The organism is Nonomuraea turcica (assembly GCF_030718205.1).
In the GTDB taxonomy this organism is placed as follows: domain Bacteria; phylum Actinomycetota; class Actinomycetes; order Streptosporangiales; family Streptosporangiaceae; genus Nonomuraea.
Window position 1 is genome coordinate 464,817 of record NZ_JAUZQF010000005.1, and the last position, 19,037, is coordinate 483,853.

Consider the following 19,037-nt stretch of genomic DNA (forward strand, 5'->3'; position numbering starts at 1 on the left):
GGCGGATGGAATAGCACCCCCCGGATGTCCGTTAGCATCGAGTGGCCGATGTGGTTAGTGTCCCCCGGGCCGCAAATTACCGCCTTCACGGAATACCGTTCGGCTGGAGCCGTGTTGTGCATCTCGCCGAGGAGGCGACCGCCACATCGGCCTAACGGCTTTCCCAGGCGCTCCGCTCATCGGCGGGGCGCCTGCTTTATGGTGGGGTGGCCGACCGCCCGATCAACCAGGAGAGCCTGTTGCTGTACCAAGTGGTCAAGTTCGCCGCTGCACCACTCGCCCACGCGATGTGCCGGCCGCATATCTCCGGTGCGGCGCACGTGCCGAGGAGCGGGCCCGCGATCCTGGCCGCCAACCACCTGTCGATGCTGGATTCGTTCCTGCTGCCCGCGCTGCTGCCGCGGCACGTGACGTTCACTGCGAAGAACGAATACTTCTCCGGCAACCCTGTCTCCGGGTTCTTCATGAAGCTCGGCGGCAGCCTGCCGATCGACCGCGAGAGCGCCCACGCCGCGCAGACCATGCTCGACGAGGCCGCCGCGCTGCTGGAGCGCGGCGAGCTGTTCGGCATCCACCCCGAGGGCACCCGCTCCCCCGACGGCCGGCTCTACCGGGGCAAGGTCGGGGTGGCGTGGCTGGCGCTCAAGACGGGCGCGCCGGTGTTGCCGGTGGCGCTCAGCGGCACCGAGAAGGTGCTGCCGGTCGGCGCGTCGGTGCCGCGGCCGGCGAAGATCGGCATCACCATCGGCGAGCCGCTGCGTTTCACCGGCGACCACGCCAAGGCCCAGGACCGGCGCCGGGTCACCGACGAGATCATGGCCGCGATCCAGAAGCTGTCCGGGCAGGAGTACGTCCCGGTTTATGCTGCCAGCGTCAAGGCATCCAACGGGTCGAGCTAGACAATCAGGGGGCTGATCAGTGGCGCGGGGCCGTACGATCGCGATCGTGTCCAGCGCCACCGTGCTCGCGGTGGGCGCCGCGGCCGGTGGCGCCTACTACGTGTTGCACACCCGGGGCACCCCGGCGGAGACCGCGCAGCGCTTCGCCGCCGCGTGGCAGGCCGGTGACTGGCCCGCCATGGGCAAGGAACTGGCCACGGCGCAGCAGCTGGGCGGCTATGACCAGCAGCGCACGGCGCTGTCGGTGGAGCGGACCTCGATCCGGCTGGGCAAGGTCACCGAAGGCGACGACATGGCGCGCGTCCCCTACACCGCGACCCTGACCTTGAAGAACATCGGCGACTGGTCCTACGACGGCCACATCGACCTGGTCGTGGCCGACCGCACCTGGAAGGTCGACTGGAATCCGGCGGCCCTGCACCCGTCGATGGCGGCCGGGGCGACGTTCGGCATCAAGACGCGCTGGCCGCAGCGGGCCGAGATCACCGACGCCGACGGCGGCCGCATCGACGACGGCACGGTGGGCGGGTCGGTGCAGCAGCTCGTCGGCTACCTGGACAAGGCCACCAAGAAGGATGTGGCCAAGCTGGGCTCCGCCTACAAGGTGGGGCAAGCGGTCGGCCGGGGCGGGCTGCAGGAGACGTTCCAGAAGCGGCTGGCCGGCACGCCCGCGACCGACATCCAGCTCGGCGGCAAGACGCTGAAGACCATCGAGGGCGCAGCCGGCGAGCCGCTGCAGACCACGCTCGACCCGCACGTGCAGGCGGCCGCGGTGGGCGCGGTCAAGGACATGGACAAGCCGACGTCGATGGTGGCGATCAGGCCGTCGAGCGGCGAGATCCTGGCCGTGGTCAACAACCAGGGCGGGTTCAACCGGGCGCTGGACGGCCGCTATCCGCCGGGCTCGACGTTCAAGGCCGTCACCGCGATCGGGCTGCTCGCGGCCGGGGTGTCGCCGCAGGACACGGTCACGTGCCCCATGTACGCCACCGTCGGCGGCCTGAAGATCCGCAACTCGGACAAGGAGGAGTTCGGATCGCTGTCGTTCCTTGACTCCTTCGCCCACTCGTGCAACACCACGTTCGCGCCGCTGGCCCAGTCGAAGCTGGGCGCGGACAAGCTGCTCGACGTGGCCGAGGGTGTGGGCTTCAACCAGCCGCTCACCATCGGGGTGCCGGCCACCAAGGCGAGCTTCCCCAGGGCGGAGTCGGACGCCGAGCTGGCGGCGGAGGCGTTCGGGCAGGCCAGGATCACCGCCAGCCCGCTGTCGATGGCCTCGGTGGCGGCCGCCATCGCCGACGGCACGTGGCGGCCGCCGACGCTGGTGCCCTCGCTGAAGCAGAAGACCACCGAGCGGGAGCTGCCCGGCGGGGTGAAGGAGCAGCTGCACGCCATGATGGCGGCCGTCGTCACCAAGGGCACCGCCAAGTCGGCGGGGCTGCCCGCCGGCACGCACGGCAAGACCGGCACGGCCGAATACGGCACCGGGGAGAAGCTCGACAGCCACGCCTGGTTCGTGGGGTTCAAGGGGGATGTGGCGTTCGCGGTGGTCGTGGAGGGCGGCGGCGGGGGCGGCAAGGTGGCCGCCCCCGTGGCGGCGGCGTTCCTCAAGGGGTTGTGAGGAAACGGCGGATCTCCTCCGCCACCCGCTCCGGGTTGCCCCGCATCGCGGCGTTCGAGGTGGCGCTGTGGTCGAGGCCGGCCATGTCCACGCGGCGGGCGCGCGGCAGCACCCTCTGCAGCGCGGTGAGCGCCGACCTCAGGTACGCCGGGCTCTTCGTGCCGCCGAGCAGCAGCACCTCGGCACTCACCGCGCCGTAGACCTCCAGGTCGCCGGAGGTCTCCGCCACGATCTGGGCGTCGTTGTGCAGTGTCGGCGCCAGGTCACGGAACGTCGGTTCCCCACCGTTGGCGGCCTTGTCCTGGTTTTTCACCATCATGGCCGTGAGCAGCTCCAGTAACGCTCGCGGCATGACGTTGAAGATCGGTGGCCCCATCCGCGTGGCGCGCATGCCGGTGACCAGCGCCGCCGGGATGCGGCCCGCGGCGATTTCCCGGTCGAAGCGGTCCAGCCACCCGGTCGGGTTGGAGCCGTCGATGTCCAGCGGCGGCTCGAAGGCGACGACCTTGCGCAGCTCGGGCCGGGCGAGCGCGGTGCGCAGCGCGATGATCGCGCCCGAGCTGACGCCGGCGACGTGGTGCGCGCCGGTGACCGTGAGCAGCGCGTCGAGGTCCTCGACCTCCCGCTGGAGGCCGTAGTCCGGGCCCGCCGGGCCGCTGCGGCCCCTGCCCCGGCGGTCGGGGACGTAGCAGGTGAAGTCGGTCGACAGGGCCTGGGCCAGCTCGATGTTGCTGTGGCCGGTCTGCATGGCCCCGTGCAGGAGAACGAGCCCCGGGCCGGTGCCCAGCCGGTGGTAGGTGATCGTGGTGCCGTCCTTCGACGACGTCACGGTGTCGAGAGTGATCATGATGGCTCCCCATGGTTCGGTCCGTGGAGGGAGCCCGGCTATTGTTGCCAGTGCCATCTCGTGGCCGGGGTCCGCTCCGCGGTTCTTTCGGTACGAGGTCTCACCCGGCGGCCGGTGTGCCAGCACCCGCCGCCGGGTCTTTCATTCGCTCGGCCGGCCCCTTTCCGCGAGGTGCTCCACGTCGGCGGGCAGCCGGCCGCTCTCGCGATAGGCGCGCCAGGCGTCCTGGCCGGGAAACGTGCCTGCCTCCAGCTCGGCCAGCAGCGAACGCACCCAACCGGCCTCCGCCTCCCGCATCGCCAGGGCGTACTCGGATTCGAGCAGGAACAGCCTCGGCAGCTCGCGCCGCTCCCGCTCCAGATCCGCCAGGTCGGCCTCGATCCGCCGCTCCAGCAGCTCCAGCCGCTGCCGCAGCAGCGGCGCCACCTCGCCGGGGCCGAGACCGCCCATCACCGACAGGCCGGCCTCGAAGGACGAGGGCTCGGGCCGCGGGGTGGACAGCAGCTCGCGGGTCCAGTCCTCGGCCTCCTCCCGCCCGGCGTCGGTGATGCGGTAGACGGTCCGCTCGGGGCGGGCGCCCTGCCGGGTGCTCTCCACCGCCTCCAGCAGGCCGTGTTTCTCCAGGTTGCGGACGACGGTGTAGAGGGATCCCCATTTGATCGGCATGTCCTGGTCCTTGCCGCGTGCTCGCAGGACCGAGGCCATCTCGTACGGGTGCATGGGGCGCTGGACGACCACGGTCAGCACGGCCAGAGCCAGCAGGTTCGCAACCGGCCGCCGCTTCGCCATCCCTCATCACCCCCGCTCACGAATACTCGTCTACGAATATACGTATGCGAGCATGAGGGCGCAAGGGTCCGGATCAGACCGTCTGATCCACCTTCTGCTCCTGCTGGGCCGGCGGGGCCGCGGCAGACAGCGGGCGCATGACGACGGCTGTCAGAGCCGCCGTGAAGGCCACGAGAATCGCCCCCACGACAGCCGTGACCTGCAGGGAGCCGGTGAAGGCGGCCCGCGCGGAGTCGAGCAGCGCGGTGGCGGCCGGATCGGACAGCCGCGCGGCCGCGGCGGCCGCGGCCCCGAGCGTGTCGCGGGCCTCCTCACCGATCCCGGCCGGCACCCCCTCGGGCACGGTCATCCGCGCCCGGTACACGGCCGCCGCGATCGAGCCGAACACCGCCAGCCCCAGAGCACCGCCGAACTCCTGCACCGTCTCCGACAGGGCGGAGGCCGCCCCCGCGCGCTCGGGCGGGGCGGACCCGACGACCATGTCGGTGCCCAGCACCATGAGAGGCGCCGCGCCGAAGAAGAACAGCACCTGCGCGGTCACGACGAACGCCAGACCCGACGTCCCGCTCGCGGCCGCCAGCAGGCCCATTCCGGCCGCGGACACCACCAGACCCCCGGCCATGACCGACGCGGGCCTGATCCGCCGGGCCAGCGCCGGCGCGGCCGTGAATCCCAGAACGAGCGACGCGGCCTGCGGCAGCGACCACAGCCCCGCCTGCAGCGGCGTCAGGCCGGCCACCAGCTGCATGTACTGCGCCGTCAGCAGCATGATCCCCGGCCCGACCAGGATGACCAGCATCAGAGCGCCCAGCGAGGCGCTGAACCGGCGCTCGGCGAACAACTTCAGGTCCAGCAGCGGGGCCGCCAGCCGCCGCTGCCGCCGGACGAACACCGCACCCAGGACGACACCGGCCACGACGGCCGCCGCGGGCCCCGCGCCGGGCCCGTACGCGGCGATCTCCTTGATCCCGTAGATGGCCGAGATGACAGCGGCCAGCGAGAGCGCCACACTGACCAGGTCCAGCCGCCCCGGGGCCGGGTCCCGGTACTCCGGCAGCAGCCAGGGCCCCGCCACCAGCAGCACCGCCATCACCGGCACGCCCAGCAGGAACACCGACCCCCACCAGAAGCTCTCCAGCAAGCTCCGCCCACCAGCGGGCCGATCACCATGCCGCCGGTGAAGCCCGTCATCCAGAGGCTGATGGCCACCGTCCGCTGGGCGGGGTCGCGGAACATGGTGCGGATCAGCGACAACGTGGACGGCATCAGCGTCGCGCCGGCGATGCCGAGCAGGCCGCGGGCGACGATGAGCAGGCCGGCGCTCGGCGCGTACGCGGCCAGGGCCGACGCCACGGCGAACGCGGTCGCGCCGATCAAGAGCAGCCGCTTGCGCCCGATCCGGTCACCGATCGCGCCCATGGTGATGAGGAACCCTGCGATGAGGAACCCGTACACATCGTTGATCCACAACAGCTGGGACGCGCTGGGCCGCAGGTCGGCGCTGAGCATCGGCACGGCCAGATGCAGCACGGTCACGTCAATGGACAGCAGCAGGGTCGGCAGGATGAGCACGGCAAGACCGGCCCACTCCCGGCGTCCCGCTCGGATAACCACGTTTTCCGTCATGGTCCCGACCGTAGGAACTCAACCAAGCTTGAGGTCAAGCGAGTCGACTTTGCATGCAATGTATGCAAAGCTTTCACATATGCAGACCGACGTCGCGTGCAGCCGCCTGCGGGAGCTCATCCTCGACGGCTCCTACCCGCCCGGCGCGCGGCTCACCGAGATGGAGGCCGCGGCGACCCTGGAGATGAGCCGTACTCCGGTGCGCGAGGCCCTGCGCATGCTGGCCGCCGACGGCCTCGTCCGCCCGGCCGGCCGCGGCGTGGTGGTCGTGGCGCTGGAAGCGGACGACCTGGACGAGGCCTACCAGGTGCGGGCCGCGCTGGAGGCGCTCACCGCCGAGCTGGCCGCCGCCCGCCAGCGCGAGGGCCGCATCGCCCCCGCGGACCTGCGGGCGCTGCGCGAGGTCGCGACGCTGACCGCGACCGCCACGGCCGAAGGACGCCTCGCCGACGCTGTGCGGCTCAACCGGCGCTTCCACCGCACGATCGCGGAGCTGGCGGGCAACGCGATGGCCCTGCGGGCGCTGGAGCGGATCTGGGACCAGATCCAGGTGTCCACCCTGCACTCGCTCGTCCCGCCGTCCCGGCCGGCGCACGTGTCGGCTCAGCACGAGCGGCTGGTGACCGCGATCGCCGGCGGGCGCCCCGAGGACGCCGGTGCCATCGCCCGCGCCCACGTCCTCGACACCCGCACCACCACCCGACGCGACAAGGAAGAGCACGCATGACACGCCTGCACACCTACCCGACGGTCGTGACCTGGACCGGCAACAAGGGCACCGGCACCAGCGGCTACCGCGACTACGGCCGCGACCACGAGCTGTCGGCCGACGGCCCGCCGACCCTCCCGGGCAGCTCCGACCCCGCCTTCCGCGGCGACCCTGCGCGCTGGAACCCTGAGCAGCTGCTGGTCGGCTCGCTGTCGCAGTGCCACATGTTGTGGTTCCTGCACCTGTGTTCGGTGGCGGGCGTCGTGGTCACCGCGTACGTCGACCGCGCCGTGGGCACCATGGCCGAGACCGCGGACGGCGGCCACTTCACCGAGGTCGTCCTGCGCCCGGAGGTCACCGTGGCCGCGCCGGAGATGGCCGAGACCGCCACCCGCCTGCACGCCGACGCCCACAAGGCGTGCTTCATCGCCTCCTCGGTCAACTTCCCGGTGCGGCACGAGCCGGTCGTGCGCGTTCAGGACGTCGCGGCCTCGTAGTCGAGTCCCAGCCTCGGGGCGAGCTCCCGCAGGCACTCCTCGAAGACCGGCTCCAGGTCCGTGTAGGCGAAGTCGAGCTGGTTGAGCACCTCCATGCAGAGCAGGCCGTACAGCCTGATCCAGCACGACAGGACGACGTGCACGGCCTCCACGGGCAGCTCGTGCCCGGGCGAGGCCGAGTACGCCCGAAGCTGCTCCCTGATGGACGGGTCCAGCTCGGCGGGCACGGGGAACGGCCGGCTCTTCCACAACGCCGCGACCTCCTCCAGGAAGACCTGCCCGAAGTCGTGGCCGGCCAGCTCGCGCGGGGAGTCCGGCCGCCGCTCGCCGGTGATCGGGCTGGCGAACACCCAGCCGAACTCCGCCCGGTGCGTGATCGCCCACGTCCGCATCGCCCGGCAGGTCGCCAGCAGCCGCCGGCCGTGATCCCCCGGCGGGCACGCCTCCCGCGCCGTCTCCATGGCCTCGGTCAGCTCGCGGATGAAGTCCACGGTGACCGCCCCGACCAGCTCCTCGTGACCGGCGTAGTAGTGGTAGAGGGCCGGCCCGCTCATCCCCATCTCCCTGGCCACGGCGTTGATCGTCACGGCGGCCGACCCCTGCTCGATCAGCAGCTTGCGCGCGGTCGCGCGGATCTCCGCCAGCGTCGCCTGCCGGACTCTCGCACGCCTGCCCTGCGCGACCATCGTTCTCCCTTCCCGACACGTCCGTTGACATCCTAGAGCATCTATGTTTCCTTAATGACTCTAAACAAACTTACTGGCATAAAGGAGATCTCGGGATGAGCAGGACGCGCAATCCGCTCGCGGGCGCCTTCGCCAAGTACGTCATGACGGCGACGGTCACCGAGGCCGAGCTCGTCACGCCCACGATGCGCCGCATCCGCCTGGAGACCGGCGTGCCGATCGCCTTCCCCTACCGGCCGGGCCAGCACATCAGGGTGCAGCTCAACGACCCGCTGTCGGTGCAGGGGATCCTGCGCCCCGCCGACACGCTGCGCACGTACACGATCTGGGAGCTGGATCCCGACCGGCGGGGCCTGGAGCTGCGGGCGCACCTGTACGGAGGGGACGGCATCGGGTTGCGCTGGGCGCGCGAGGTGGCGCCCGGCGATCCGGTGACCTTCTGGTGGCCGCGCGGCGATTTCTTCACCCGCGACGAGGCGCCGTTCCACCTGTTCGCCGGCGAGGAGACGGCGAGCGCGGCGTTCGGCCCGATGATCCGCGCCCTGGGGCCGCGGGCGCGTGTGCACGGCGTGCTGGAGAGCGACTCCCCCGAGCACGATCCGCCCATGCCGGGGCTGCACGAGCTGCACCGGGTGCATCGGGCAGGGGCGCCCGCCGCCTCCTCACGGACGCTGCTCGCCGCGGTCGCCGCCCTGGCCCTCCCGGGCAACGCCGGCGCCGCCTACCTCGCCGGTGAGGCACGGACGTGCCAGATGATCAGGGACTATCTCGTACGGGAGCGCAATTGGGCACGTACATCGATCAAGGTCAAGCCGTTCTGGACGCCGGGCAAGCGCGGGCTCCACTGAAAATCGTTTGTGCAGATCCTTCACGGTGATCACGCTGAGGGCATGCCTGCACGATCCTCCAGCGCGTTGCTGGGATTCCCGCCGGACGCACGCCTGCTGATCGTCAACAACGACGACTTCGGCATGTACCGGGACGTCAACGAGGCCGTCGTCCGCTCGATCGAGGACGGGATCGCCGCCTCGTGCAGCCTGATGACGCCGTGCCCCGCCGCGGACCATGCCATGAGCCTCCTGCGCGAGCGTCCGGAGCTCCCCTTCGGCATCCACCTGACCCTGGTGTGCGAGCTGCCAGGCCATCCCTGGGGGCCGCTCAGCGGCCGGGAGAAGGTGCCGTCGCTGCTCGACGAGATGGGCCGGCTCCACACCCCAGACCGCATCCCCGAACTCCTCGCCCGCGCCAGGATCGACGAGGTCGAGACCGAGTTCCGCGCGCAGATTCACGCTGTGCTCGACGCGGGGCTGACGCCGGTCCATCTGGACTGGCACTGCCTGGCCGACGGCGGGCGCGAGGACGTGTTCGAGCTGACCGCGGCCCTGGCCGGCGAGTACGGCCTGGCGGTGCGGGCCTGGCTGGACCCCGCGCGCACACTGCTGGGCGCCCGCGGCCTGCCGGCCCTCGACCACGATTTCCTGGACAGCTTCGCGCTGGACCTGGACGCCAAGGCGGCCGCGTACGCGCAGCGGCTGCGTGACCTGCCGCCGGGCCTGAGCGAGTGGGCCGTGCATCCCGCCCTGGGCGGCGAGGAGTCGCGCACGGTCGATCCGCACGGATGGCGGGTCCGCCGGAGCGACTACGCGTTCCTCACCTCACCCCAGGCGCGCGAGCTGCTGCGGCGAGAAGGGATCACCGTGATCGGCTACGACGTCGTCCAGCGCGCGTGGACGACGGGGTGACGCTCAGAGCGCGAAGGCGAGCGCGGCGGCGTCGTGACGGAGAACCATGATCAGAAGAGTGGCGACCAGCGTGGCGATGAGCAACCAGCTGATCAGGATGATGACCGTCGAGCGGCGCGGCCGTCGCCGGCCTTCGGACTGCCCTGTCGACCTCGCCTCGCTGCGACGGACCCGCTCGTTGAACGACTCCAGCCGTGCGACGAGTCGCGGATCGTCCTCGACGAGGTGCTGCTCGATCTGGGCCAGCATCCGCTCCTCGTCCTGCGACCAGGCCATGGGTGCACCTCCGGAACGCAAGCTCTGTGGCGTCTTTCTGCCCAACCATGAAGATCATTAGCCCCAGCCTGACTAGGTAATTGCACCCTCTTTTCCATTTGCGATCAAGCTCGAACTTTTGTTCTAATCATGTCATGCGCTGGGACAACCTGCGCCTGACAGGGCCTGCCGAGGACGATCCTGCCGCGCCGCTCTTCGCCCGCGGCGCGGTCACCCGCACCTTCGACACGCCCGAGTTCACGGGCATGACCTTCTACGAGATCCGGGCCAGGTCCATCGTCAACCGCGTCCCGGCCGCAAGCCGGGTGCCGTTCGAGTACACGATCAACCCGTACCGCGGATGCAGCCATAGCTGCATTTACTGTTTTGCCCGAAAAACGCACGAGTATCTGGATTTGGATGCCGGAGCGGACTTCGACTCCAAGATCGTCGTCAAGGTCAACGCCGCCGAGCTGGCCCGCAAGGAGCTCGCCTCGCCCCGTTGGGGCGGCCACCACATCGCCATGGGCACCAATGTCGACTGTTACCAGCGTGCCGAGGGCCGCTACCGGCTGATGCGCGGAATCCTGGCCGCGCTGCGCGACGCCGCCAACCCGTTCTCGATCCTCACCAAGGGCACGCTGATCCTGCGCGACCTCGACCTGCTCACCGAGGCGGCCGGCGTGACCGAGGTGAGCGCCAACGTGTCGGCCGGGTTCGTCGATCCGGAGATGTGGCGGGCGGTGGAGCCCGGCACGCCCAACCCGCGCCGGCGGCTGGAGGTCTGCGCCACGCTCAACGACAACGGCATCGCGTGCGGCGTGCTGATGGCGCCGATCCTGCCCTACCTCACCGACTCCCCCGCTCAGCTCGAACGTACGGTGAAGGAGATCGCCGACGCGGGCGCCACCCACATCGCCCCGATCGTGCTGCACCTGCGGCCGGGGGCGCGGGAGTGGTGGCTGACCTGGCTGTCGCGGGAGCACCCCCGTCTGGTGCCGCGTTACCTGGAGCTCTACGGGCGGGGCGCCTACGCGCCGAAGGCCTACCAGCAACGGATCACGTCGCAGGTCAAGGAGCTGGCCGAGCGCTTCGGCGTCGGCCGCGCCACCCCGGCGATGGCCCGCCGCCTCCCACCCCGCCCTGCCGCGGCCGCGCCGGCCCCGGAGCAGCTCCGCCTGCTGTGACGCCGTCCGCCCGGCCGGCACCCGGGCCGGTCGGGCGGTCCCCCTTGAGGGCCGACGGCCGACACGCGCGCCGGGCTTAAATCGCTCGCATCCGCGAGTCCATCGATGGCACGATGGCCGGGACCTGCAGGCCCGACTACCAGGAGCATGTGATGCGAGGCCGCCCCGGATTCTCCCAGCGCCCCATTGGCACGAGAGTTCTCGAGGGCTCCAGCATCCATGCACATCCTCAACATCGGCATCCTCGCGCATGTAGACGCGGGCAAGACCAGTCTCACTGAGCGGCTGCTGTTCGAGACCGGCGTCATCCCCCGGCTCGGCAGCGTCGACGACGGCAGCACGCAGACCGACACCGGCGAGATCGAACGCCGGCGCGGCATCACGATCCGCACGGCCGTCGCCTCTTTCCGCCTCGGTGACCTGCGGGTCAACCTGGTGGACACGCCCGGCCACGCCGACTTCGTGGCCGAGGTGGAGCGGGCGCTCGGCGTCCTTGACGGCGCCGTGCTGGTGCTGTCGGCCGTCGAGGGCGTCCAGCCGCACACCCGGGTCCTGATGACGACCCTGCGCAAGATGCGCCTGCCCACGTTGATCTTCGTGAACAAGATCGACCGGATGGGCGCCAGGGAGCGGGAGGTGCTCGCCGACATCCGCCGGCGGCTCTCGCCGTACAGCGTCGCGCTGAACACCGTGCGCGACATCGGCCGCACGGCCGCCACCACGCACGGCCTGCCGGCCGAGCGGGTGGAGGAGGCGGCCGAGGTCCTGGCCGAGCGGGACGACGGGCTGCTGGAGTCGCTCGTCGACGGCAAGACCCCCGACCTGGCGCAGGTGCGCGCGGCACTGGCCCGGCAGTGCGCCGACGGGGTGGCGCATCCGGTCGTGTACGGATCGGCGATCACGGGCCAGGGCGTCGGCGACCTCCTGGACGCCATCGCCGGCCTGCTGCCGCCCGTCCGCCGGCCGGACGGCGACGACGACCGTCCAGGGACGGCGACCGTCTTCGCGATCGAGCGCGCCCCGTCCGGCGAGAAGGCCGCCTACCTGCGGGTACGCGCCGGGGTGCTGCGGCCGCGCGAGCACCTCACCTTCCACCGCGCCCGGCAGCGCGGCGGCGCCTACGAGGGCCGCCTGACCGCGCTGACCGTCGCCGGCGCGCCGGAGCAGCGCCAGGCGAGGGCGGGCGACATCGTCAAGGTGTGGGGCGTGCCGGAGATCCGCGTCGGCGACCACGTCGGCGAGCCACCCCGCACCGGCGGGACGGCGCACTTCAGCCCGCCCAGCCTGGAGACGGTCGTGCGGCCCCGGGTGCCCGGCCACGAGCCCCGCCTGCATGCCGCTCTGGTGACCCTCGCCGAGCAGGACCCGTTGATCAGCACGCGCACGCTGGCGGGTGGCGAGACGTCGGTCCTGCTGTACGGGGAGGTGCAGAAGGAGGTCATCGGCGAGACCCTGGCCAGGGAGTTCGGCGTCGAGGCGGTGTTCGAGCCGAGCCGGCCCGTCTACTTCGAGCGCCCTTCGGGCGCGGGCGAGGCCGTCGAGGAGATCCAGCGGCACGGCCCGAACCCGTTCATGGCGACCGTCGGCCTGCGGGTGGAGCCGGCCGCGCCAGGCTCGGGCGTCGGCTACCGGCTGGAGGTCGATCTCGGGTCGCTGCCGCAGGCCTTCCACCGGGCGATCGAGGAGAGCGTACGCCTGACGCTGCGCGCCGGCCCGCACGGCTGGCCGGTCACCGACGTCGTGGTCACGCTGACCAGGACCGGCTACGACGCGCCGACCACCGTCGCGGCCGACTTCCGCGGTCGCACCCCGCTTGTGCTCATGCGGGCGCTGCGCCGGTCGGGCACCACGGTGTACGAGCCGTGCCATCGCTTCGAGGTCGAGATCCCGCTGGAGGCGTTCAGCGCGGTGACGGGCGCGCTGGCGGCGCTCGGCGGCGAGCTCGACGGCACGGCGCGACGCGAGGACACCTGGGTGATCACGGGTGAGATCCCGGCGGCCGTGGTGCACGCGTTCGAGCAGCGGCTGCCGGGCCTGTCGCACGGCGAGGGCGTGTGGTGGTCCGAGCCGGCCGGCGACCGGCCCACCAGATAGGCGGTATGTCGCTTTTCGCCGCTAGACGGTCGATTTTCGACGTTAGATGGGTATTAACGAGCTTGGTGTACCAATTGGGCACCTCGTCCGTACAGGGGGGAATTCCCATGGCAGACACGAAGAAGAAACCCGCCGCCAAGTCGGGCAAGTCGAAGCGACAGGCCATCAAGACCAGCAGGCAGGCCAAGGAGACGAAGAAGGAGACCAGGAAGCCCTCGGACGAGGGATGACCTGGAACCGGCGGGGGGGGGGGCCCCCCCCCCCCCCCCCCCCCGCCGGGTGACATGATCGGACAACCGGGGGGCGCCCCTAGCTGTCCGATCGACCGTGGAGCTGCTGCCATGTCCGCCTACCTGCGCTTCCCCGCCGTCTTCCACGACGTCGTCGTCTTCGCCGCCGAAGACGACCTGTGGATGGTCTCCGCCCAGGGCGGGCGGGCCTTCCGGCTGACCGCCGGGCTCGCCGAGGCCGGTTATCCGCGGATCTCGCCGCGCGGCGACCAGCTGGCGTTCGTCGGCCGGGAGGAGGGCCCGGAAGAGGTGTACGTCATGCCGGCCGACGGCGGCGCGGCCCGCCGGGTGACCTTCCACGGCGCCCGCTGCACGGTGACCGGCTGGGACCCCGAGGGCCGCGTCCTGTACGCCAGCGACGCCGCCCAGCCGTTCGAAGGCCGTAAGTGGCTGCACCGGGTGGCGCCCGGCGGGGTGCCGGAGCGGCTGCCGTACGGCCCGGCGAACTCGATCGCGTACGGTCCCGGCGGCATGATCGTGCTCGGCCGCAACACCGCCGACCCCGCCCGCTGGAAGCGCTACCGCGGCGGCACCGTCGGCGACCTGTGGATCGACCCGGACGGCGAGGGCGAGTTCCGGCGGCTGATCAGGCTGCCCGGCAACCTCGCCTCGCCCTGCTGGAGCGACGGCCGGGTGTGCTTCCTCTCCGACCACGAGGGCGTCGGCAACGTCTACTCCTGCGACCCCGGCGGCCAGGACCTGCGCAAGCACACCCACCACGACGACTACTACGCGCGCAACCTGTCGGGCGACGGGCACCGGCTGGTCTACCACGCGGGCGCGGAGCTGTACCTGCTGGACCCCGGCGAGCGGCCGCGCCGGCTCGACGTGCGGCTGGCCAGCTCCCGCACGCAGCGCAACCGCCGCTTCGTGGAGGCCGCCGACTACCTCGACAACGCCACGCTGAGTCCGGATGGCAGCGCGCTGGCGATCACGGCGCGCGGCAAGGCGTACGCGATGGCGAACTGGGAGGGCCCGGTCCACCAGCACGGCGCGGAGGACGGCGTCCGCTACCGGTGCCTGACCTGGCTCAACGACGGCGCGCGGCTGATCGCGGCGGCCAGCGACGACAGCGACGAGGAGAAACTGGTGATCCTCGAGGGCGGCGAGGGCGGCCCCGGCACGGAGGTCGCCCGGCTGGGCCGGATCAACGCCCTCGTCCCCGACCCGGCGCACGACCGGATGGCGATCGTCAACCACCGTCTCGAGCTGCACCTGCTCGACCTGGTCACGGGCCGCTCCGACCTGGTCGAGGCCAACCCGCACGGCTCGCCCGAGGACCTGGCCTGGTCGCACGACGGCCGGTGGCTGGCCTACGCGGCCCCGCTCAACGCCCAGACCACCGCGATCAAGCTGCACCACCCGGAGACGGGGCTGACTGTGCAGGCCACCGAGCCGGTGCTCAAGGATTCACGGCCGGCGTTCGACCCGCGGGGCCGCTATCTGTACTTCATCGGCCAGCGGACCTTCTCCCCCGTCTACGACCAGCTCCAGTTCGACCTGGGCTTCCCGCTGGGCACCCGCCCGTACGCGGTGGCGCTGCGCGCGGACGCGCCGGACCCGTTCGTGCGCGAGCCGCGCCCGCTGGAGGAGAAGGAGGACGAGGACGACGGCGAGGAGCCGGGACCGCTGCATGTGGACGTCGACGGGCTGGCCCGCCGCGTCACGGCGTTCCCCCTGGCCGAAGGCCGCTATGAGCGGCTGGCCGGGCTCAAGGGCAAGGTGCTGATCCTCGCCAGCCACCCGGAGGGTGAGAACACGCTGCATCTGTACGACCTCGCCAAGGGCAAGAAGGAGACCTTCGCCGACGGCGTCACCGACTTCGAGCTGGGCCGCGACCACAAGACACTGCTGTACCGGGCGGGGTCCAGGCTGCGGGTGGTCAAGGCCGGCGAGGCGCCGGAGGGGGACGACGAGCGCCCGGGGCGCGCGAGCGGCTGGGTCGACCTGTCGCGCGTCAAGGTGTCGGTGTGCCCGGAGACGGAGTGGCGGCAGATGTTCCGCGAGGCATGGCGGCTGCAGCGGGAGAACTTCTGGAGCGAGGACATGGCGGGGGTGGACTGGCCGGCCGTGTACGACCGCTACCATCCGCTGGTGGACCGGGTCACGACCCGGGGCGAGTTCTCCGACCTGCTGTGGGAGCTGCACGGCGAGCTGGCCACCAGCCACGCCTACGAGAGCGGCGGCGAATACCGGCCCGGCCCCGAATACACCCAGGGCAAGCTCGGCGTCGACTGGGACTACCGCGACGGCGTCTACCACATCCGCGCCGTCGTCACCGGCGACCCGTGGGATCCCGCGGCCACCTCGCCGCTGCGCCGGCTCGGCGTGGACGTACGCCCGGGCGACGCGGTCCTGGCGATCAACGGCGCGCCCATCGGCACGGCGGCCACGCCGAACGAGCGCCTGGTGAACCAGGCCGGCGAGGAGGTCGAGCTGACCCTGCGCCGCGAGCAACGGGTCTTCACGGTCACCGTGCGGGCGATCGCCGACGAGCAGCCGGCTCGCTATCGCGACTGGGTCAACCTCAATCGCGCCCGATGCCACCAGCGCTCCGCCGGCCGGGTCGGCTACCTGCACGTCCCCGACATGGGGACGGACGGGTTCGGCGAGTTCCACCGCGGGTTCCTGGCCGAGTACGACCGCCACGCGCTCATCGTGGACGTGCGGTTCAACGGCGGCGGGCACGTGTCGGCGCTGCTGCTGGAGAAGTTGTCCCGGCGCCGGCTCGGCTACGACTACCCGAGGTGGGGGGCGACGGAGCCGTACCCGCCGCAGTCGCCGCGTGGTCCGCTGGTGGCCATCACCAACGAATGGGCGGGCTCCGACGGCGACATCTTCAGCCACACCTTCAAGGTGCTGAAGCTGGGCCCGCTGGTCGGCAAGCGCACGTGGGGCGGGGTCATCGGGATCTGGCCGCGGCACCAGCTGGCCGATGGGACCGTGACGACGCAGCCGGAGTTCTCCTTCGCCTTCGACGACGTCGGCTGGCAGGTGGAGAACTACGGCACCGACCCGGACATCGAGGTCGACATCACCCCGCAGGACTACGCGCGGGGCGTGGACACGCAGCTGGAGCAGGCCATCGACATCGCGCTCGAGCTGCTGGCCGAGCGACCCCCGCACACTCCCGATCCCTCACATAGGCCGCGAATGCAACCTTAGGTGCGTAGCGGGCGTCTAACGATCAGAGGTGGGGAAAGCGCATAGGGGATGAACGGTGCACTCCGCCGACGCGAGACAATGGCCGGTGGCAAAGGCATGACTTTTGTCGCCGGCCACGTGTGTTGTTCACTTCTTGGTCCTAAAGGGGGACATGTCAGGTGCGCGCACTGGCACGCAAGGGAAAGTCGGCCGCGGTCCGGCTCTATCGGGGGTACAACCGGCGCAGGGCGCGCAACGCGCCGCCGCCCTCCACGCAGCGGATCCGCATCCTGCTGCTGCACGCCTACGGCATGGGCGGCACGATCAGGACCGTGTTCAACCTGGCGAGCTATCTGGCCAAAGAGCACGACGTGGAGATCGTGAGCATCCTGAAGGAGGCCGAGGAGCCGTTCTTCCCGATCGACCCGCGGGTCAGGTTCCACTTCCTCGACGACCGGCTCAATCCCAGCCCCGACCCGCTGCGCGCGGTGCTGTCGAAGCTGCCCAGCAGGCTGATCCCCAAGGAGGAGTCGGCCTTCCACCGCTTCAACCTGTGGACCGACCTCAAGCTGGCCCGCTACATCCGCTCCCTCGACAGCGGCGTGCTGATGGCCACCCGGCCGGGGCTCAACCTGGCGATGGCCCAGTTGACGCCGCCCGGCGTCATCACGATCGGGCAGGAGCACGTGGCGCTGCGCACCCAGGCCGAGCCGATCCAGGAGCTCATCAAGTGGCGCTACCGCCGCCTCGACGCCCTGGTCACCCTCACCAAGGCCGACCTGCGCGACTACCGTGAGACGCTGCCGAAGAAGCCTCGCAAGCTGGCACGCATCCCCAACGCCGTGCCGCCCATGTCGGGCGACGTGGCCAAGCTCGACGCCAAGGTCGCCATCGCGGTCGGCCGCCTGACCCGCATCAAGGGCTTCCACCGGCTCATCACCGCCTGGGAGAGCGTCGCCGCCGCCCACCCGGACTGGAAGCTGCGGGTCTTCGGCGCCGGCCCGCAGGAGGACAACCTGCGCCAGCAGATCATCGACGCCGGGCTCGAGGGCAAGGTCGAGCTGCCCGGCCCCACCTCCGACGTGGGGGCCGAGCTCGAGAAGGCCTCCATTTACGTGCTCAGCTCCCGCCACGAGGGCTTCCCGATGACGATCCTCGAGGCCATGGCCAAGGGACTGGCGATCGTCAGTTTCAACAGCCCGCACGGCCCCAAGGAGATGATCACGCACGAGGTGGACGGGCTGCTGGTCAAGCCGCGTACCAACGCCAACCTGGCCGAGGCCATCAACCGGGTCATCGAGGACGAGCAACTGCGCAGGGACCTGGCCGCGCGGGCGCTGGAGACGGCGCACACCTACGACCCGGACGTGATCGGGCAGAAGTGGGACGCGCTGCTGGCCGAGCTCCTGGCCCGCCGGAACGGAACCTACGTCAGACCCCAGCCACCGGCCGAGCCCGAGTCCGGCACCATGTCCGACGTGCCCGAGTCCGGCACCATGTCCGACGCGCCCGAGTCCGGCACCATGTCCGAGTCCGACCTCACACTCCAGAGCCCGTCAACTCCACCGGCTCGGCAATGACGTCGACCAGCGCCCCGTTGCGATAGACGGTGATCGGCAGCGGCCGCCCGATCGCGTCGGCGAACATCAGCCGCTGCAGGCTCTGCGCATCGCCCACCGGGCTGCGGCCCGCGCTCAGCACCAGGTCGCCCGCCCGCAGCCCGGCCTGGTCGGCGGGCGAGCCCGGCACCACCTCGACCACGCGCAGCGCCCCGTCCTGCCCGGTACGCCGCCGCAGCTGCTCGGGCAGCGGCGCCGGCGACGTCACCAGCCCGAGGAACGCCCGCCGGACCCGGCCGTCCCTGATCAGCGCGGCGATGATGGAGCGGGTCGTGCTGTTCATCGGCACGGCCAGCCCCACGCCGATCCCCGCCACGGCCGTGTTGATCCCGACCACCCGCGCCCGCGAGTCGGCCAGCGCCCCGCCGGAGTTGCCCGGGTTGAGCGCCGCGTCGGTCTGAATCACGTCCTCGATCAGCCGGACGTTGGACCCGCTGCGTGCGGGCAACGACCGGCCCAGCCCCGACACCACCCCGGCCGTCACCGACCCGGCCAGCCCGAGCGGCGTGCCCACGGCCACCACCAGCTGCCCGACGACCAGCTCGTCGCTGTCGCCGAGCACGGCGGGTGCCGGCGTGGCCATCTGCGCCCTGATCACGGCCAGATCCGACAGCGGATCGCGACCCACCACCACGAAGTCACCCGAGGTGCCGTCGCCGAACGCGACCGTGCCGGCACGAGAGGAACCGACGACGTGCGCATTGGTCAGCAGGAACCCGTCGGCGGTGAAGACCACCGCGGACCCGCTGCCCCGGCCGGCCCGCACGCTGGCCACCTTCGGCAGCACCTCGGCCGCCACGGAAGAGACGACGCGCGAGTAGGCGTCGAGGGGATCCGCCATCACGTGCTTCCCTCCTTTGCTTACAGGATTACACGTTAACTCCGCCTCCCGCCAGGCGGGCGACCGTCACCGGCGCTGCGCGGGAACGTGAAGATCGGCGTCCGAGTCGATCAGTCACACAACTCTCCCCGTGTCAAAACGGTGGAAGCCGGGAATTTCTCTAGACAACTGGCAAGCTCACGGAGGACCGG

At 71.2% G+C, this 19,037-nt stretch carries 16 protein-coding genes and 1 pseudogene; 11 read left to right on the forward strand and 6 right to left on the reverse strand.

Annotated elements, in window-relative coordinates:
- Nucleotides 1–206: 206 nt before the first annotated feature.
- Together Q9G87_RS16485 and Q9G87_RS16490 are read left to right on the forward strand one after the other, a co-directional pair.
- On the forward strand, nucleotides 207–899 hold the full coding sequence (locus Q9G87_RS16485; RefSeq protein WP_305917227.1) for a lysophospholipid acyltransferase family protein: 693 nt from the start codon (nucleotides 207–209) through the stop codon (nucleotides 897–899).
- Between the two features lie 46 nt (nucleotides 900–945).
- Complete coding sequence (locus Q9G87_RS16490) at nucleotides 946–2,520, forward strand: penicillin-binding transpeptidase domain-containing protein (RefSeq protein ID WP_305917228.1); 1,575 nt, start codon at nucleotides 946–948, stop codon at nucleotides 2,518–2,520.
- On the opposite strand, the gene Q9G87_RS16495 is transcribed toward Q9G87_RS16490, so the two are convergent.
- The 3 genes and pseudogenes from Q9G87_RS16495 to Q9G87_RS16505 all read right to left on the reverse strand — a co-directional run bounded on the left by Q9G87_RS16495 (nucleotide 2,507) and on the right by Q9G87_RS16505 (nucleotide 5,782).
- Complete coding sequence (locus tag Q9G87_RS16495) at nucleotides 2,507–3,367, reverse strand: alpha/beta fold hydrolase (protein WP_305917229.1); 861 nt, start codon at nucleotides 3,365–3,367, stop codon at nucleotides 2,507–2,509. The two genes, Q9G87_RS16490 and Q9G87_RS16495, sit on opposite strands and share 14 nt — an antisense overlap.
- 141 nt (nucleotides 3,368–3,508) lie before the next feature.
- On the reverse strand, nucleotides 3,509–4,156 hold the full coding sequence (locus Q9G87_RS16500; protein ID WP_305917230.1) for a PadR family transcriptional regulator: 648 nt from the start codon (nucleotides 4,154–4,156) through the stop codon (nucleotides 3,509–3,511).
- A gap of 73 nt (nucleotides 4,157–4,229) precedes the next feature.
- Nucleotides 4,230–5,782: pseudogene (locus tag Q9G87_RS16505) on the reverse strand (MFS transporter).
- Nucleotides 5,783–5,861: 79 nt separating this feature from the next.
- Between Q9G87_RS16505 and Q9G87_RS16515 the strand changes: the two are divergent.
- Both Q9G87_RS16515 and Q9G87_RS16520 read left to right on the forward strand, forming a co-directional pair.
- Complete coding sequence (locus Q9G87_RS16515) at nucleotides 5,862–6,509, forward strand: GntR family transcriptional regulator (protein WP_305917233.1); 648 nt, start codon at nucleotides 5,862–5,864, stop codon at nucleotides 6,507–6,509.
- The gene (locus Q9G87_RS16520; RefSeq protein ID WP_305917234.1) at nucleotides 6,506–6,988 is read left to right on the forward strand and encodes an OsmC family protein; all 483 of its coding nucleotides are present in this window, start codon (nucleotides 6,506–6,508) and stop codon (nucleotides 6,986–6,988) included. Before Q9G87_RS16515 ends, Q9G87_RS16520 begins: the two co-directional genes overlap by 4 nt.
- On the opposite strand, the gene Q9G87_RS16525 is transcribed toward Q9G87_RS16520, so the two are convergent.
- The gene (locus Q9G87_RS16525; RefSeq protein ID WP_305917235.1) at nucleotides 6,967–7,674 is read right to left on the reverse strand and encodes a TetR/AcrR family transcriptional regulator; all 708 of its coding nucleotides are present in this window, start codon (nucleotides 7,672–7,674) and stop codon (nucleotides 6,967–6,969) included. The genes Q9G87_RS16520 and Q9G87_RS16525 overlap by 22 nt on opposite strands.
- A gap of 95 nt (nucleotides 7,675–7,769) precedes the next feature.
- Here Q9G87_RS16525 and Q9G87_RS16530 point away from each other — a divergent pair, with 95 nt between their 5' ends.
- Both Q9G87_RS16530 and Q9G87_RS16535 read left to right on the forward strand, forming a co-directional pair.
- Nucleotides 7,770–8,522, forward strand: coding sequence for a siderophore-interacting protein (locus tag Q9G87_RS16530; RefSeq protein WP_305917236.1), 753 nt, complete (start codon nucleotides 7,770–7,772; stop codon nucleotides 8,520–8,522).
- Nucleotides 8,523–8,564: 42 nt separating this feature from the next.
- Complete coding sequence (locus Q9G87_RS16535) at nucleotides 8,565–9,416, forward strand: polysaccharide deacetylase family protein (protein WP_305917237.1); 852 nt, start codon at nucleotides 8,565–8,567, stop codon at nucleotides 9,414–9,416.
- A 3-nt stretch (nucleotides 9,417–9,419) separates the two neighbouring features.
- Here Q9G87_RS16535 and Q9G87_RS16540 read toward each other — a convergent pair whose 3' ends face one another.
- Complete coding sequence (locus Q9G87_RS16540; RefSeq protein WP_305917238.1) at nucleotides 9,420–9,692, reverse strand: DUF3040 domain-containing protein; 273 nt, start codon at nucleotides 9,690–9,692, stop codon at nucleotides 9,420–9,422.
- 134 nt (nucleotides 9,693–9,826) lie between these two features.
- Here Q9G87_RS16540 and Q9G87_RS16545 point away from each other — a divergent pair, with 134 nt between their 5' ends.
- From Q9G87_RS16545 to Q9G87_RS16565, 5 genes are all read left to right on the forward strand, one after another.
- Nucleotides 9,827–10,858, forward strand: a complete 1,032-nt coding sequence (locus Q9G87_RS16545) for an Rv2578c family radical SAM protein (protein ID WP_305917239.1) — start codon at nucleotides 9,827–9,829, stop codon at nucleotides 10,856–10,858.
- A 219-nt stretch (nucleotides 10,859–11,077) separates the two neighbouring features.
- The gene (locus tag Q9G87_RS16550; protein ID WP_305917240.1) at nucleotides 11,078–12,952 is read left to right on the forward strand and encodes an elongation factor G; all 1,875 of its coding nucleotides are present in this window, start codon (nucleotides 11,078–11,080) and stop codon (nucleotides 12,950–12,952) included.
- Between the two features lie 107 nt (nucleotides 12,953–13,059).
- Complete coding sequence (locus Q9G87_RS16555) at nucleotides 13,060–13,182, forward strand: hypothetical protein (protein WP_281287126.1); 123 nt, start codon at nucleotides 13,060–13,062, stop codon at nucleotides 13,180–13,182.
- Nucleotides 13,183–13,293: 111 nt separating this feature from the next.
- A complete protein-coding gene (locus tag Q9G87_RS16560; protein WP_305917241.1) occupies nucleotides 13,294–16,407 on the forward strand; it encodes a S41 family peptidase in 3,114 nt (1,037 codons plus the stop codon).
- Between the two features lie 158 nt (nucleotides 16,408–16,565).
- Nucleotides 16,566–17,966 (forward strand): glycosyltransferase family 4 protein, encoded by a 1,401-nt coding sequence (locus Q9G87_RS16565; protein WP_305917242.1) that lies wholly within the window; start codon nucleotides 16,566–16,568, stop codon nucleotides 17,964–17,966.
- Here Q9G87_RS16565 and Q9G87_RS16570 read toward each other — a convergent pair.
- Nucleotides 17,926–18,846, reverse strand: coding sequence for a S1C family serine protease (locus tag Q9G87_RS16570; RefSeq protein ID WP_305917277.1), 921 nt, complete (start codon nucleotides 18,844–18,846; stop codon nucleotides 17,926–17,928). The two genes, Q9G87_RS16565 and Q9G87_RS16570, sit on opposite strands and share 41 nt — an antisense overlap.
- Nucleotides 18,847–19,037: the final 191 nt, after the last annotated feature.

Bases quoted from the DNA above. Each gene is read 5' to 3' on its own strand.
- Q9G87_RS16520 (WP_305917234.1), top strand. From the start codon at position 6,506: ATGACACGCCTGCACACCTACCCGACGGTCGTGACCTGGACCGGCAAC.
- Q9G87_RS16525 (WP_305917235.1), bottom strand. From the start codon at position 7,674: ATGGTCGCGCAGGGCAGGCGTGCGAGAGTCCGGCAGGCGACGCTGGCG.
- Q9G87_RS16555 (WP_281287126.1), top strand. From the start codon at position 13,060: ATGGCAGACACGAAGAAGAAACCCGCCGCCAAGTCGGGCAAGTCGAAG.
- Q9G87_RS16530 (WP_305917236.1), top strand. From the start codon at position 7,770: ATGAGCAGGACGCGCAATCCGCTCGCGGGCGCCTTCGCCAAGTACGTC.
- Q9G87_RS16535 (WP_305917237.1), top strand. From the start codon at position 8,565: ATGCCTGCACGATCCTCCAGCGCGTTGCTGGGATTCCCGCCGGACGCA.
- Q9G87_RS16550 (WP_305917240.1), top strand. From the start codon at position 11,078: ATGCACATCCTCAACATCGGCATCCTCGCGCATGTAGACGCGGGCAAG.
- Q9G87_RS16560 (WP_305917241.1), top strand. From the start codon at position 13,294: ATGTCCGCCTACCTGCGCTTCCCCGCCGTCTTCCACGACGTCGTCGTC.
- Q9G87_RS16500 (WP_305917230.1), bottom strand. From the start codon at position 4,156: ATGGCGAAGCGGCGGCCGGTTGCGAACCTGCTGGCTCTGGCCGTGCTG.
- Q9G87_RS16570 (WP_305917277.1), bottom strand. From the start codon at position 18,846: ATGGCGGATCCCCTCGACGCCTACTCGCGCGTCGTCTCTTCCGTGGCG.
- Q9G87_RS16545 (WP_305917239.1), top strand. From the start codon at position 9,827: ATGCGCTGGGACAACCTGCGCCTGACAGGGCCTGCCGAGGACGATCCT.
- Q9G87_RS16495 (WP_305917229.1), bottom strand. From the start codon at position 3,367: ATGATCACTCTCGACACCGTGACGTCGTCGAAGGACGGCACCACGATC.
- Q9G87_RS16515 (WP_305917233.1), top strand. From the start codon at position 5,862: ATGCAGACCGACGTCGCGTGCAGCCGCCTGCGGGAGCTCATCCTCGAC.
- Q9G87_RS16540 (WP_305917238.1), bottom strand. From the start codon at position 9,692: ATGGCCTGGTCGCAGGACGAGGAGCGGATGCTGGCCCAGATCGAGCAG.